Source organism: Vibrio sp. YQ_11 (assembly GCF_043103065.1).
Taxonomy (GTDB): Bacteria; Pseudomonadota; Gammaproteobacteria; order Enterobacterales; family Vibrionaceae; genus Vibrio; species Vibrio parahaemolyticus.
On the sequence record NZ_JBICJM010000048.1, the window covers coordinates 219904 to 233290 of the forward strand.

General features: G+C 42.9%; 17 protein-coding genes. 4 read left to right on the forward strand and 13 right to left on the reverse strand.

Going from position 1 to position 13387, the window contains the following annotated elements:
- Positions 1 to 6 precede the first annotated feature (6 nt).
- Positions 7 to 1359, forward strand: a complete 1353-nt coding sequence (locus ACF8EG_RS19470) for a secretin N-terminal domain-containing protein (protein WP_392419681.1) — start codon at positions 7 to 9, stop codon at positions 1357 to 1359.
- Between the two features lie 35 nt (positions 1360 to 1394).
- Here the strand turns inward: ACF8EG_RS19470 and ACF8EG_RS19475 are convergent, their stop codons facing one another.
- The 5 genes from ACF8EG_RS19475 to ACF8EG_RS19495 all read right to left on the reverse strand — a co-directional run bounded on the left by ACF8EG_RS19475 (position 1395) and on the right by ACF8EG_RS19495 (position 4092).
- Positions 1395 to 1751 (reverse strand): regulator, encoded by a 357-nt coding sequence (locus ACF8EG_RS19475; protein ID WP_392419682.1) that lies wholly within the window; start codon positions 1749 to 1751, stop codon positions 1395 to 1397.
- A 111-nt stretch (positions 1752 to 1862) separates the two neighbouring features.
- Positions 1863 to 2102, reverse strand: a complete 240-nt coding sequence (locus ACF8EG_RS19480; RefSeq protein WP_392419684.1) for a DNA polymerase III subunit alpha — start codon at positions 2100 to 2102, stop codon at positions 1863 to 1865.
- Between the two features lie 68 nt (positions 2103 to 2170).
- Complete coding sequence (locus ACF8EG_RS19485; protein ID WP_392419686.1) at positions 2171 to 2503, reverse strand: hypothetical protein; 333 nt, start codon at positions 2501 to 2503, stop codon at positions 2171 to 2173.
- Positions 2500 to 2781, reverse strand: coding sequence for a single-stranded DNA-binding protein (locus tag ACF8EG_RS19490; RefSeq protein WP_337220087.1), 282 nt, complete (start codon positions 2779 to 2781; stop codon positions 2500 to 2502). The genes ACF8EG_RS19485 and ACF8EG_RS19490 overlap by 4 nt, the downstream gene beginning before the upstream one ends.
- A 9-nt stretch (positions 2782 to 2790) precedes the next feature.
- Entirely contained in the window at positions 2791 to 4092 is a 1302-nt protein-coding gene (locus tag ACF8EG_RS19495; RefSeq protein WP_392419688.1) for a phage/plasmid replication protein, II/X family, read from the reverse strand.
- Between the two features lie 130 nt (positions 4093 to 4222).
- Between ACF8EG_RS19495 and ACF8EG_RS19500 the strand changes: the two genes are divergently transcribed.
- On the forward strand, positions 4223 to 4621 hold the full coding sequence (locus ACF8EG_RS19500) for a helix-turn-helix transcriptional regulator (protein WP_392419690.1): 399 nt from the start codon (positions 4223 to 4225) through the stop codon (positions 4619 to 4621).
- 532 nt (positions 4622 to 5153) lie between these two features.
- Here ACF8EG_RS19500 and ACF8EG_RS19505 read toward each other — a convergent pair.
- From ACF8EG_RS19505 to matP, 4 genes are all read right to left on the reverse strand, one after another.
- A complete protein-coding gene (locus ACF8EG_RS19505; protein WP_337220091.1) occupies positions 5154 to 5291 on the reverse strand; it encodes a DUF3693 domain-containing protein in 138 nt (45 codons plus the stop codon).
- A gap of 71 nt (positions 5292 to 5362) precedes the next feature.
- Positions 5363 to 5686 carry a hypothetical protein gene (locus ACF8EG_RS19510; protein ID WP_015296753.1) on the reverse strand — a complete coding sequence of 108 codons (324 nt, stop codon included), beginning with the start codon at positions 5684 to 5686 and terminating at the stop codon, positions 5363 to 5365.
- Positions 5687 to 5798: 112 nt separating this feature from the next.
- The gene (locus ACF8EG_RS19515; RefSeq protein ID WP_005494983.1) at positions 5799 to 6110 is read right to left on the reverse strand and encodes a DUF3634 family protein; all 312 of its coding nucleotides are present in this window, start codon (positions 6108 to 6110) and stop codon (positions 5799 to 5801) included.
- A 10-nt stretch (positions 6111 to 6120) separates the two neighbouring features.
- Positions 6121 to 6570 carry a macrodomain Ter protein MatP gene (gene matP / locus ACF8EG_RS19520; RefSeq protein WP_005494981.1) on the reverse strand — a complete coding sequence of 150 codons (450 nt, stop codon included), beginning with the start codon at positions 6568 to 6570 and terminating at the stop codon, positions 6121 to 6123.
- A 210-nt stretch (positions 6571 to 6780) separates the two neighbouring features.
- Here matP and ACF8EG_RS19525 point away from each other — a divergent pair, with 210 nt between their 5' ends.
- Positions 6781 to 8418 (forward strand): Lon protease family protein, encoded by a 1638-nt coding sequence (locus ACF8EG_RS19525; RefSeq protein WP_069507003.1) that lies wholly within the window; start codon positions 6781 to 6783, stop codon positions 8416 to 8418.
- A gap of 70 nt (positions 8419 to 8488) precedes the next feature.
- Positions 8489 to 9007, forward strand: coding sequence for a bifunctional 3-hydroxydecanoyl-ACP dehydratase/trans-2-decenoyl-ACP isomerase (gene fabA, locus ACF8EG_RS19530; protein WP_005390081.1), 519 nt, complete (start codon positions 8489 to 8491; stop codon positions 9005 to 9007).
- A 112-nt stretch (positions 9008 to 9119) separates the two neighbouring features.
- On the opposite strand, the gene rmf is transcribed toward fabA, so the two are convergent.
- The 4 genes from rmf to ACF8EG_RS19550 all read right to left on the reverse strand — a co-directional run bounded on the left by rmf (position 9120) and on the right by ACF8EG_RS19550 (position 13363).
- Positions 9120 to 9293 carry a ribosome modulation factor gene (gene rmf / locus ACF8EG_RS19535; RefSeq protein WP_005494976.1) on the reverse strand — a complete coding sequence of 58 codons (174 nt, stop codon included), beginning with the start codon at positions 9291 to 9293 and terminating at the stop codon, positions 9120 to 9122.
- Between the two features lie 171 nt (positions 9294 to 9464).
- Entirely contained in the window at positions 9465 to 11216 is a 1752-nt protein-coding gene (locus ACF8EG_RS19540; protein ID WP_069507005.1) for a DUF3466 family protein, read from the reverse strand.
- A 7-nt stretch (positions 11217 to 11223) separates the two neighbouring features.
- The gene (locus tag ACF8EG_RS19545; protein WP_069507007.1) at positions 11224 to 13143 is read right to left on the reverse strand and encodes an ABC transporter ATP-binding protein; all 1920 of its coding nucleotides are present in this window, start codon (positions 13141 to 13143) and stop codon (positions 11224 to 11226) included.
- On the reverse strand, positions 13121 to 13363 hold the full coding sequence (locus tag ACF8EG_RS19550) for a glutaredoxin family protein (protein ID WP_011105882.1): 243 nt from the start codon (positions 13361 to 13363) through the stop codon (positions 13121 to 13123). The genes ACF8EG_RS19545 and ACF8EG_RS19550 overlap by 23 nt, the downstream gene beginning before the upstream one ends.
- Positions 13364 to 13387 lie beyond the last annotated feature (24 nt).

Genomic DNA, 13387 nt, shown 5'->3' on the forward strand with positions numbered 1-13387 from the left:
CGCTTTATGTCATGGATAATCGCAAAACTCACATCTTGTCTTTCAAAAAAACAAAAAAAATCTTATTGTGCCGGAGGCTTATTATCAGCGCTCTCGTTGCTCACTATGCGCTGTGGTAAAGTTGAGAAACAAACTACGGCTTGTTCCAACTTTTCCACATCCAGCATTACCACCTTTCTGCTCGCGTGCACCCTGCTCAGCTCCCCTTCTTTTGCTGCAAGCTCTGCGCCTTTTGAGGCAAAGAACACACCGATTGGAGACTTTGCATCGTGGTTCTCGGTTCATACTGGGAATACGGTGGTGCTCGGTCAAGGTGTTACTGGTGAGGTCAGCTTTACCGCACCGGATTTGAAAGATGAGGACTATCCAGCCTTTTTCCTTTCGGTGCTTCGTGCGCACGGTTACGAGCTTACGCATGACCACGGCGTTTTTACCATCATTGCTGACGCTAACAAAGTGGAGACGTTCGAACCCTCACAAGTGAAGTTGTACTTCTTTGAGAATGTTCGAAATACCAAGGTCGTTGATTTGATTTCCTCGATGCTTGCTGCAACTCAGAATCAAACACTGAACAACAAAGCGATTAAGAATTACAAGGTAGAGGTGCTACCGACCACAAACAGCATTATCGTGACTGGTTCTGAGAATCAATTGAAGCACATTGATGTACTCATCAAAGGGATTGATAGACCACAAAAGCAAGTCTTTATCGAGGCAGTAATTACCGAAACTGAGCTCGGTGATTCTCAGGAAGTCGGCGTAAATATGGACTTAGCATTGAGTGAGGCTGGCTTTGTTTCTCGGCCAACTGCAATCAAGAAAGCCGTTGATAACCTGCTGTTCTATGAAGGCGGCGATTTTAACGCGCTGATTAAAGCCGTGTCTAAGAATCAGAATACTAAGCTCTTATCACGACCAAACATGTTCATTATGGACAGGGAGCGCGGTTATATCACGGTTGGTCAGAACGTGCCGTTCCTCACTTCATCTGAGGTAACTGATGGCGGTAATCGAGTCCAGCAAATTGAGCGCAAGGATGTGGGCGTGTCACTTGAGGTAGTACCGCATGTAATTGGTGATCATGTTGTGTTGCAGATTATGCAAAAATCCGACTCGGTAACGGATTCCTCTATCGCATCCGACATCATCACTAATACTCGAACACTGCAAACAGTGGTCAAGGTCAAAGACCGCCAAACGATCTCTTTGGGTGGTTTGATTTCTCAGGAGCAGCGCGACTCGGTAAGCGGTGTGCCTGTCTTGATGGATGTGCCTTTGCTTGGTGCTCTATTCCGGTCAGAAAAGACCAATACGGTAGATAAAGAATTAAAAGTAACGATAAGAACCACGATACTTTAAGCAATAAAAAAGCCCTGAGGGGCTTTTTTTATTGCTTATCTTTTTCTTAATTTTGCAATGCATCTAGCGTACTTAACCAATTTAGTGATTGTTTTTCTGTCACTAGGTGATTGAATTTCAAGTAAAGCTATTCCGGTTAATATCTCTTGAGGTGTAACGAGTTGTCCTGTCGGTAGTTCAAGTCTATCGTTATGCATCTTGAAGTTTTCCCAAGCTTCTGAGGTGGCTAGTTCCCTCCCCTTGGTCATTCTCATCAAGCGTTTACATTCCGGTGGTATGGGCTTTTCTTTATCCCAAGATTTGACCACCCTCACACTTTTAAAACATAGTTTTGCTGCTTCTTCTACACTTAAACCGCATTCAAATTCACGAAAAACGTAATTCTTGCTCATTTTTCGAAAGTTCGTCATATAAACCCTGATAATCAAAAGGGTGTATATGTAATTGATATGAAACATTATTCAACATAACGTCGCATAATGCGAACTTAGGGGTTAGGATATTTAGTTGATTGTTGTGGCGTTTTTCAACTTGTCGGCTTCCTCCCAGTGCGCTTTTACTGTTGGTGCCATTTCTAACCAGGTCAAGATGCCTTGTAAGTTTTCGACCTGGCTTTGCATCCGTTCCCAGACTACCGCTCTAAGTTCTTCGTTGCTCTGACAAGATTCTGAGTTTAAGAACAACGAGATATCGCATAAGTCATTGGCAACAGCTTGTGCATCGTCTAAGGTATATTCCTTCATAATTAACTTCCTTCTCAAGTTGATTGTGATTAGCCCGTAGCTGTCCTACCAGTTACGGGCTTATTTGTTTAGGCCTGTGCTCTAAACGGATTGTTGGATTCGGATTGGAACTCATCTCGATATTGGTCTGGTGCGATAACCACAACCTGACTGTCTAAGTCGAACGCGATTACAACGATAGCTTTGTTTGCTATGTCCAGCTGCTTAATCGCATCGCTTGCAGACTGGAAGCTTTCGAACCGATGAGCCGTGTCAGGCATCAAGCACCAAGCTGAACTATCCAAGTGATAACGTATTAAGAAGTCGTCTTGATTTGGGTTATGCACTAGCCAGCCGATGTACTGAGCATTCGCTTGCAGACCGCACTCTTTTTTAATCTGGTCTGGTGTTGGTGTTTTCATAGCTCAGGCTCCAAGGTCACGACTTTTAAGCCAAAGCGTTTTAGTTCAAGCGACCCGAAGTTATTTACAACATAACTCGAACTTTCAACGGTATACATACCAGCAGCATAAGGTTTTTGCTCTTCATCAAGTGACAGTTTCATCTGTGTTGGGAACTTGCCACCCAGATAAACATAAGCAACTTGCTCATAGATTTTACGTGCGGGTTTGTCATCTTTAGGCTTGGTTGTGCGTACATCAACACGCACATCTTCTTCGAAGATTTCTATTTTTAACATGGTGTGTTCCTAAGCAGTTCGAAGCTGAACAACGTTATCACTAGCAAGTAATTGACGAGTTAACGGACCGAACTCAGGCTCTAAGTACCAGTCCGGATATTGTTGAGAGAAGTCAACAGTGATTACATCAACCAACGGTACAACCTTATTCATACCATTGCCTTGTAAATTCTGTAGCTGAGCCTTGGTAAAACCAGACTCGATAAGAGTATTTAAGTTGTTATAGAACGTCTGCTTCACTGAGAACGATCTTTTGACTTCGAGATAGCCTTCATTGACTAAACGACGGTAAAACGAGAACGCCCTATCCGCCTTTGCATAACTAATGTTGCCCTTTGGCGTTACTTTCTGGTGTTTAATTCTCAAGGTACTTTGTACTAATTCATCATCATAGATATTCATGGAGTGACCCCTATATGTGTGGTTTATCAGCTCTCCATATGTCATTAGCCATAACTCTTGGATTAACTCTTTGCCTGTTTCTTGGAGCTGCTGTTGGTAGTTAATTAGGTCGTTGATTTTTGTCGGTATATTCAGTTCTTTTAATTTGCGTTTCGTTACGCTTGCCTCAAAGCGGATTAGCCATCTTACAAAGCGGTGCAGTCGTGGGTCTGACATCGCATCGACAATAGATTGAGCGTGTTGATCACCCTTCTCTGCTTTTGTTCGATAATCGTTGTATTGCTTCTCGAACTCATGTTGTTTTGAGTAACACTTACCACGCCAGTGCGAAGACGCTCTGTTGTGATAACACGTTGTTTCGTATTCACTACGTGACGCTTTAACTTGCCCATGAGACACGTTGGCCATATGAGCAATTGCCTGTTTTGCTTTCTGTTCAGTGCCAACATTTGCCGAGAACGTGCAGTCCAACTGCATCACTTCAGCTAAATCCCATTCAAGCATATCTGCAAGCATCGGATGAGAGAGTTCCAGCGCGGAACACATTTCAGCGTACCCAAGTAATATTGAGCATGGACCGAAGATGTTGTGACCTTGAAGGATTTTGGCAGGGCTCGCCTTGATTTCGACAGATGGAGGAACGTTAGGAGAACCATTATTGAACTTGATAGCGACACCAGTAAAGCTAGTTGGTATCGAGTCGTAAGGAATGTATTCCCCACTCACTGATGAGATGGTCATATCAGCATTGCGCTGTAACGTCCTAACCCCTGTTGTTATACCCAGTTCAGAAGAGACTTTTCTAACGTCTAGTTCAAAGTGATACGCCTGATTTGCAGACGAGCGATTCTCAAGCTGAAAGCAATATTCAGCCTTAAAAGGAATCATAACTCGTAATAAATCTAGCACTCTAAAAACCTGTCAAGAAACATGTTGGGACATTTTTATGTACCATACACAAAAGAAAAATTACTAGCAAGCAGATGTGATAGAAAAGTGGGTGTATGATAAAACTAAAATGTACCAAGTGAGTGAAATTATGATTGGTGATGTACTAAAGGAAGCTAGGGCAAACACTAATCTGTCCCAATACGATATGGCAGATAAACTAGGTGTAACCAAGCAGACCTACATGAAGTGGGAGAACGGGATAACCGAACCTAAAGCAACACAGGTCAGCCAACTAGCGAAGATATTAAAGATTACAGAAGCAGAAATTTGTCGCGGTAAGCTTAACACCCGCTACAGTTTGGAGAAGTTCATATACAGATTGAACGAAGAGCGACCATCACCAGAGATGCAAGTTCTAAAACTGTGGGAAACCATCGGTGATCATGAGCTTTTCTTCAAAAGCTTAAATCCTGAATCAAAGCAAGAATTTCACGAGATGGAAGCTGGTGAAAGATATGTTTATGAGTTAGAGAAACAGGTTAGATAAGTCTAAATATTGGACTAGAGTAGACTATTAAAGGGAGTCTACTCCCTGTTTCGGTGACTAACATCACATGATAATGAAACGGTTTCAGATGGGGGCGCTGTCGCTTGCCTCCCCCCATCTACGACACACCACCCCCACGTCCCGCGCTCGCGGAGCGGCGCAAAACGCGGTCGCGTTGTGTTGGTGATAAGTCGATAAAGGGGAAAAGGGAATTGATGCTAAGGTGTGAACGTGCCAAGGGAAAGGAACTGTAGAAATTCCGCTTCCTCGGTAGAAAAGACTCGCTACGCTCACTATTTCGACCTGTGGCGAGCGGTACAATTAAAAGGAAATGTTTGTTATTCCACAATAAAAAATGACATACCAGCGATTGATATGTCATTTCTGAAAGTTCAGCATTATGCGAATTATGTTACGGGCTATCCCTTCAAAGCGATTCTCTCTCCTAGCCATCACAGCAAGCTGGATTTGGTCAAGTCGCACCGCCCACCCTTTGTGCACTCTAGGCTTACAGCAAACCACTCAACATAATTCATAACCATAATGCGCACTGATGTAGTGGTTCTAATGGGCTTGTAAACACTACAGCAAATCCGGCACAAACCATTGAAAATCCAGAGATTCCAAGCCCATCAAACTTTTTTTCAATTCCTCTCCATACTGCTTTTATCTGCTATCTACGGATTATAGAAAACCAATTGATTTGCGATAACTCGGTCTTGCTTACTGTAAGCTGAAGGTTCACGAACCAGTTGTTATATGTATACGGATATATTTTTCAGGATGTTTGTAACGATATCGCTTACCGGTTTTTAAGTTTGAACGAGCAAAACGGCAAACTTTTGTATCTCCGCTTCCAGTAACTCGTTTTACTATTGCTACTTTTCCTTTATGTTCCATTTCAATCATTAAATCGCAATAACCATCATATTGGTCGAACTGCTTATCGACTTTCTTTTGTAGCGTCGATTTGATTTTCTTAGCCACTGGATTTGTTTCTGAATCATCGGCCAATGTTGATGCTGTGGGTAACAATAATAAAAATAAAGTGACAACGTATCGCATTCGTAAGCCCATTTTTGATAAATGGACTGATTGTAATTTTTTATGCGTCAAATGCTAAAACGGGACGCAATTTTGCGTCCCGTTTAACGTAGATAAGTAATTGATATGTCGGCTAAGCTTGTTTCTTACCTTTATTGGCTTTGAAACCTTGATGAGGGAAAACATTTCGAATTCGTTGTTGAACTTTCTTTGGTACGTCTTTAGAAAAGACCAGCCTCATTCCGGAGCGTTGGTTGTACACTTTGAGTTCACCAGTAAATGGGTCATGTTCGCCAATATCTTGTAAGTTATGTTTAAAAGATGGAGGTATATGCCCTTTTACCTTGCTCAAGTGGCCGTCATCAAAACTCACTTTTAACACGGGTCTATCCACGGCGATCAACCAGAATATGACGATTGCAGCAATTAATATCACATATAGCATCTAACACTCCTTAGCTGGATAGTAGCTTACTCAAGTCTTCTTTGATGGACGTAACTTTCTGGCTTGCTTTTTCACTTCTTGAGGCTTCTGAAAGTAAATATTCAATGGCATCAGACAGCGTACACCCCAGTTCATTGGCTCGATTAGATAATTTTTCCCAAACACGGTAATCAAGATCGATCGATTTCTTTTTGGTATGAACTTGTTCTGCGTTGAAGTGACGCTTTCGTTTTGCGCGAATAGCCTGCTTGAGTTTGTTCTCTAGCTCTTCAGACATGTGTTTTTCAATCCAAGCTAGCACTAATGTAGGCTCGTGCTCTATGCGTCGTAACTCGGCGACAGCTGCATCAGCTTCACTTGTATCAATATGTCTGGTAATCGCTTCACCATCTTTCCATTTTTTGATTAGATACTTCCACTTCCATCCACATTCTAAATTTTCAAGTTGCTGATATTTCATTCTTTCTGACTCATAAAGCTAACCTGGTGACAGCGTAACCCAGTTATAGTTATTCATCAATGAAAACTCTTTGAAGTATCGATGTTGATCACTCATTTGTCCAAATGATACTCAATGAGTTATTTGCATTTACAACTACACCAATTGGCGCTAGGGAGTTCAGAGCCCTTTCGTTATAATAACCGCAATATTGAATAATGATGAAATTAAATGAATCAACTTAATTGGAAAGACGTGACTCCTTCGTTCGAACAGTACGACGACATTTTAAAATCTGCCTCCTCTCTACCTAAGAAGAAGTTCGTAGAACTTCAAACAAGACTCCTCGCTACTGTTGAACGATTTAAGAAAATCAAGGGCTTGACTCGAGTATTGGTAATAAACTGTGCAGATAATACGGTTTATCGTAAGTTTATTTGTGACGTGGTCACTGATGGTTCAGAGCCCGCAATAGTGACAGAGTCTTTGGACGCAAAGCTCTTGTTTGATCGCTACAGTGTTGATTTAAAAGGCGATGCTGTAGTTGAAGCTGGATTACTTTCCAAGGCTAACGGTGGGTATTTGATTTTACCAGCGAACCTCATTTTGGCGAATCCCGGATATTGGCCGAGCATTAAGTCTGCCATTCAAGGAAAGCCAGTAAAACCCTTGAATGTAAGCCCTACTCGACTACCTATTTTAACGGCCGATGAAAAAGAATTTGACGTTAAGATTATTGTTACTGGCGATCGTAATCAATTGGCCGACCTTGAGTATGTTGACGAAGATTTTTCAACCGGCCTAACGATGTATACCGAAGTTGAAGAAGATATCCACTTATCTGCAAGTAACTTAGAGTTGTATGTAGGTTTGGTGAATTGGATTTGTTCGGAGTACGGTTTCCCATCGTTGGATGAAGGTGCTTTTCAACGGTTACTATTAGCAGGCATGCGTTTAACTGAGGACCAACATTATTTGCCTTTAGGTGTGATGTGGCATTGCCAACTACTTAGCTTAGCTGCTCAGTTTAGCGATCAAAATATCATTGATTATGTGGCGATAGATAAAGCCATCGACGATAAATATTATCGAGAGTCTTACCTTCCTCAACGTGCAGTTTATGACATTCTTGATGGTCAGGTCATCATTGAGACTACTGGCGAACAAGTCGGCCAAATTAACGGACTCACGGTTATTGATATGGCCGGGCATCCTGTCTCTTATGGCGAGCCAGCGCGAATTTCATGTGTTATTCACTTTGGAGATGGTGACATTTCCGATGTTGAGCGCAAAGCTGAACTTGGAGGCAATCTTCATGCGAAAGGCATGATGATCATGCAAGCATTTCTAAGCTCTGCTTTGAATTTGGATGAGCCACTGCCTTACTCTGCGTCTATTGTTTTCGAGCAATCCTATAGTGAAGTTGATGGTGATAGTGCTTCATTGGCAGAGTTATGCTGTTTGGTAAGTGCACTCTCTGAATCACCGGTTAATCAACAAATCGCGGTGACTGGCGCGGTGGACCAATTTGGTCGAGTACAAGCGGTAGGCGGTTTAAATGAGAAGATCGAAGGTTTCTATCAAGTTTGTAAACACCAAGGCTTCACTGGTCATCAAGGCGTTATTATGCCTAAATCGAACTTGAAGCACCTTGCTTTACATAAAGATGTCATAGAAAGCATTAAGAATGGTGAGTTCCATATTTGGTCTGTTTCTACCGTTGATGAAGCAATACCAATTCTAATGGGCAAACCATTCAGAGGCGAAGATGATAGCGTCATCGGCAAGATCGCCGAACGTATTGAAAATTTTGAAAGACATGAGCATCCAGAAGGAATTGTGCAGCGCATCAAAAACTGGTTTGTCTAGTACTGATCGGAGTTGTTTAGCGTACACGTGTTCACTAACATGCATCTGTCAAAAATTGGAGTAATTGATAATGCAAAACAAACGTGATTCTTACAACCGTGATGATCTTCTTGCTTCTAGCCAAGGCGAGCTTTTTGGTCCGGGTTACCCACAGCTTCCTGCACCAAACATGCTAATGATGGACCGAGTTACTAAAATGTCTGAAACAGAAGGTGATTTTGGTAAAGGTTTAATTCTTGCAGAGTTGGATATTACTCCAGATCTTTGGTTCTTCGATTGTCACTTCCCTGGTGACCCAGTAATGCCAGGCTGTCTCGGTCTAGATGCCATGTGGCAGTTAGTAGGCTTCTTCTTAGGTTGGGTCGGCGGCAAAGGCAAAGGTCGAGCTCTTGGCGTTGGTGAAGTGAAGTTTACTGGCCAAATTCTGCCAACTGCTAAGAAAGTAACGTACGAAATTCATATGAAGCGCGTTGTGAACCGTAAACTAGTGATGGGGTTAGCAGATGGCCGCGTATGCGTTGACGGCAAAGAAATTTATGTTGCGAAGGATCTTAAAGTTGGCTTGTTCCAAGATACTTCGAGCTTCTAGTTACCCTTCTCTATAAATTTTTAAAGCCCCTATCTGGGGCTTTTTATGCTTGGTAATTACGAGAAAAGGCTCTCTAAGAGCCCTTTCGAATCCTTCTGTTGTATGTGGAGAGTTATTTATAGAGACCAGATTGTTTTTCATCTCTGGCATCACGCCAACCACCTAACCAATACGACCGAGCGTCTACTTGTTGATACGGGCAAGCCTCTTGAGACCTTCCATTCAACCCAGCTTTATAGCCTTGAGATTGAGCTCGTTCTAGGCGATCACGCTTTTGTCTCTTCATAGTTAATTCCTCATACAGGTCCATTTACTAACGTACAGCTGTTATTGTGAAACTTTAATGGAGTTTTTATGACTCCACTTATAAGAATCGATCAAATTGCGCGATTTCTCAAGGCATAAAAAAAGCAGAGGCTCAATTCTGTGAGCCTCTGCTTGAATTAAAAATTACTGACTATTTTCTACGGAACCCAAACAAACCAAGCATGGTCAAAGCTAACCAACCAAGGCCTGCGCCTTGACGTTCCGCTGCTTCTTCTTCAACACTTCGTGGTTGAATATTAGCTTTAGTTGCACCTGGAATCGGCTTAAGCTTGACTGCAACGATTTTCTCTTCACCGCTACTACAGAAAGAGTTGTGAGCCGTTGTGTCGTAACCGCCTGCGCACTTCATTGCTGTCGCTGAGATAACGCCGGCATCGTTGATATCTGAAGCATTAATGATACGGAACTCGTTGTTGCTGTCAGAAATATCTCTAGCGCTTGCGCTCTGATCGTTTGCACCGTTGGTAAGATCGTCGAGGAACCACGCTTTGCCATCGAAGATTTCTTTAGCACGCTCACTAACTGTTCCACCTTGAGCATATGGATAGATAAATCCACGCTTACGACGAGGTTTGCCATCATCTTCACGGGTAGATTCCGCATCTAACTGACCCACAATTTCGTTGTAAGCGTTTATACCACCCATTTTACCGCCCGCACCGTTGAAGAAGATGCCCGTCGTTGGGTAAATAGCACTGAGAGATGCAGAGCGAACATCATCAACAATAAACAAACGATTTGGCGCAGAACCCGTTGGCATCAAGTATCCACCGGAACGTTTTGCTTCACCGATAGCTACGAAGTTTGAGTTTACATCAGTAAGTCTAGAGTTGAGGTGAACTGTTTCATCGCCCTCTTTTTGTCTCGCTCCTGCAACCACTTTGCTTTCCCAGGTGACGTTGGCAATGGAGGTTTCCGATTCTAACTTGCCAACAAATACGGTCGCGTTTAGATAATTGTCATTGGCATATGTGTTGTAACCAACGCCATACACTGTCGTACCATCTACTACGAGATCACGCATGCTCCCTTGAGCAAGTCTTTCGCCGTCTTTTGACGTCCCACTTTGCCAAGGAACTTCACTGATAACTTTAGTTTGATCCCAAATAGCGGCTTTAGAGGTATGGTGAGTGCCATTAGTATTACTTGCAGTTCTGGATACGCTTCCAACCGTAAACACACCATCCGTATTCCATGCGTGGCTTTCTACTACACTCGCTTCGCCATCTGCAGTAACAATATTTGGAAGAACGGGAGCTACGATGGTATTACGAGTTTTTAGAGAAGATGAGTCTTCTTTGATACTCTGGTTACCGACCGCTTTACCGTCAGCAGTTAGGCTGTTGATGACATTGTTGTATTCGTTTACGTACGCGCTACTGTCATTTTCGACAAATGCTTTAGCATTTGGGGTGAAATCTCTACTTAGCTCTTTACTCCATGGAGTCCAGTTTACTGAAGCCCATGATTCACAGGTAGAATAGCGAAGTTGGTTAAAACAGTAGCGCTCAAAGTCCTTATACTCTTGGATGTAGTAAAAACCAGCATCCATCGCAAAAGGGATTTCTTCGCGGTAGCTATTACCATCAACTTCTTGGCTGGCAGATATTGGTGTCGTGCGTGTTTCAACAGCAAGCTTAAATTGCTCTGGTGTGCAGTTTGCCGTCGCATCAAAGCAACCTAGGGCAAATGGCGAGTCTGTTGACGCATCGATTACATCACCCTGTTGAATAGCAACACCATAAGCGGTTTGATAATCAACAACATCGCCGTTCACTTCTGGCGATACTTCGATGACTTGATACAATGCTGCGTTTGCGTTCATTACGGTACCCACCATCAAAGCGACAGCGGTTAACTTGAATTTGTTACTACAATTCATTGAATTCTTAACTATCCTGTTGCATTGCTTCGAGTTCTTCCCATCTCTCGAATGCGATTTCTAACTCCTGCTCTAAAGCAGCAAGTTGTTCCAATACCGGTTGAGTCTGCTCTACTGGCTTAGCGAAAAACTCAGGGTCATTCACTTGTTCTTGCAGAGTTTCAATATCCGATTCTAACTGTTCTAGCTTAGCTGGAAGAGCTTCTAATTCTCTTTGCAGCTTATACGATAACTTCTTAGAGTTGTTCTTAGGTTGAGTTGTTTTGGGAGTTTCCTCAACCACTTTCTCTTTTTTCGCTGGTTTTTCCGTCGAAAAACGAACTGCAAGTGCTTGATCACGTTGCTGCTTCGCATCATGATAACCACCCACGAACTCTTCGATTACACCGTCACCTTCAAAAATCCAGCTAGTCGTTACTGTATTATCAACAAATTCACGGTCGTGACTTACTAACAGCAACGTACCCTGATAATTGGCAAGCATTTCTTCTAAAAGTTCCAACGTTTCTATATCCAAATCGTTGGTTGGCTCATCAAGAATAAGTAAGTTATTAGGTTTCAGTAAGATACGAGCGAGCAACAATCGGTTTTTTTCACCTCCAGATAAGGCTTTAACTGGCGTGCGAGCGCGCTTTGGTGCAAACAGAAAATCTTGAAGATAGCTTAAAGCGTGACGCTGACGACCACCTACCATTACTTCCTGCTTACCGTCCGCTAAGTTGTCGATAACAGTTTTCTCAGGATCGAGGATCTCACGGTATTGATCGAAGTAAGCGACTTCAAGCTTGGTACCACAATGTAAGCGACCCGATTGAGCTTCTAGTTGCCCAAGCAATAACTTCAGTACGGTACTTTTACCACAACCATTTGGACCAATAAGGGCAATACGATCGCCGCGCATGATGTTGAAGCTGAAGTTATCAACAATTTGCTTACCGTCGTAAGCAAAAGACACATTCTCTGCTTCAAAGACGATTTTGCCTGAGCGTGACGCATCATCGATATTGAGATTAACTTTACCCTGCACTTCTCTGCGGTCGCGACGCTCTTCACGAAGTTTCTTAAGTGCGCGCACTCGTCCTTCATTACGAGTACGACGCGCTTTAATACCTTGGCGAATCCACACTTCTTCTTGAGCCAGTTTCTTGTCGAACTCAGCGTTTTGCATCTCTTCAACACGAAGCATCTCTTCTTTCTCAAGCAAGTAATTGTCGTAATCACCAGGGAAAGAGGAAAGTTGCCCGCGGTCTAAGTCGACAATACGTGTCGCCATAGATTTAATGAATGCGCGGTCGTGGGAAATGAAGATAATTGAACCTTTGAAATCTTTCAGGAAGTTCTCTAGCCATTCGATGGTTGTGACGTCCAAATGGTTGGTTGGTTCGTCAAGTAGTAATACATCAGGGTCACAAACTAGAGCGCGAGCTAATGCCGCCTTGCGTTGCCAGCCGCCAGATAAGTCACGAAGTAATGTGTCTTGACTTAACTTTAGGGCACTAAGTACGTTTTTAACTCGGTCATCAAAACGCCACGCATTTGAATGATCCAATTGTTCTTGAGTTTTTGCTAAGCGGTTGATGTTCTTTTCGCTTGGGTCTTGCGCAACAAGATCAAGAAGATCATGGTAGATCTTAAGCTGTTCGCCAATTTCCGCTAAGCCACCAGAGACATACTCATAAACAGTACCTTCTTGGTTGCGCGGTGGATCTTGCTCCAAACGAGAAACAACAACATCTTGTGTTATTTGAATTTTGCCGTCGTCCAGTAAGATGTCGCCAGCAAGTACTTTCATCAACGTTGACTTACCGGCACCGTTTCTCCCTACTAAACAAACACGCTCATTTTCCTGCAAAGTAAACTCTGCGCGGTCTAATAGCGGATGATCACCGAAAGCAAGTTGCGCGTTATGAATGGTAAGTAATGCCATTATTTTCCAACCAATTTTTGAGTTCATCTAAATCGAACGGCCAGTTCAACTCAGAATCTTGATATTTTAATACGGGAATCGTTACGCCGTAACGAGAAAACAGTTCATCATCGAATGCGATATCGATAATATCTGTTTGTTCCGCCAGGCCGACCTGGCTTACTAGAGCAAATGCCATCTCACAAAGATGGCACCCCTCTGTGCTATACAATGTCAGCACTTATACGTCCTTATACTCAATCGT

What these genes read in the sequence shown, in the direction of transcription:
- ACF8EG_RS19470 (WP_392419681.1), top strand. Translation starts at nt 7, where the DNA reads ATGTCATGGATAATCGCAAAACTCACATCTTGTCTTTCAAAAAAACAA.
- ACF8EG_RS19475 (WP_392419682.1), bottom strand. Translation starts at nt 1,751, where the DNA reads ATGAGCAAGAATTACGTTTTTCGTGAATTTGAATGCGGTTTAAGTGTA.
- ACF8EG_RS19480 (WP_392419684.1), bottom strand. Translation starts at nt 2,102, where the DNA reads ATGAAGGAATATACCTTAGACGATGCACAAGCTGTTGCCAATGACTTA.
- ACF8EG_RS19485 (WP_392419686.1), bottom strand. Translation starts at nt 2,503, where the DNA reads ATGAAAACACCAACACCAGACCAGATTAAAAAAGAGTGCGGTCTGCAA.
- ACF8EG_RS19490 (WP_337220087.1), bottom strand. Translation starts at nt 2,781, where the DNA reads ATGTTAAAAATAGAAATCTTCGAAGAAGATGTGCGTGTTGATGTACGC.
- ACF8EG_RS19500 (WP_392419690.1), top strand. Translation starts at nt 4,223, where the DNA reads ATGATTGGTGATGTACTAAAGGAAGCTAGGGCAAACACTAATCTGTCC.
- ACF8EG_RS19510 (WP_015296753.1), bottom strand. Translation starts at nt 5,686, where the DNA reads ATGCGATACGTTGTCACTTTATTTTTATTATTGTTACCCACAGCATCA.
- ACF8EG_RS19515 (WP_005494983.1), bottom strand. Translation starts at nt 6,110, where the DNA reads ATGCTATATGTGATATTAATTGCTGCAATCGTCATATTCTGGTTGATC.
- matP (WP_005494981.1), bottom strand. Translation starts at nt 6,570, where the DNA reads ATGAAATATCAGCAACTTGAAAATTTAGAATGTGGATGGAAGTGGAAG.
- ACF8EG_RS19525 (WP_069507003.1), top strand. Translation starts at nt 6,781, where the DNA reads ATGAATCAACTTAATTGGAAAGACGTGACTCCTTCGTTCGAACAGTAC.
- fabA (WP_005390081.1), top strand. Translation starts at nt 8,489, where the DNA reads ATGCAAAACAAACGTGATTCTTACAACCGTGATGATCTTCTTGCTTCT.
- rmf (WP_005494976.1), bottom strand. Translation starts at nt 9,293, where the DNA reads ATGAAGAGACAAAAGCGTGATCGCCTAGAACGAGCTCAATCTCAAGGC.
- ACF8EG_RS19540 (WP_069507005.1), bottom strand. Translation starts at nt 11,216, where the DNA reads ATGAATTGTAGTAACAAATTCAAGTTAACCGCTGTCGCTTTGATGGTG.
- ACF8EG_RS19545 (WP_069507007.1), bottom strand. Translation starts at nt 13,143, where the DNA reads ATGGCATTACTTACCATTCATAACGCGCAACTTGCTTTCGGTGATCAT.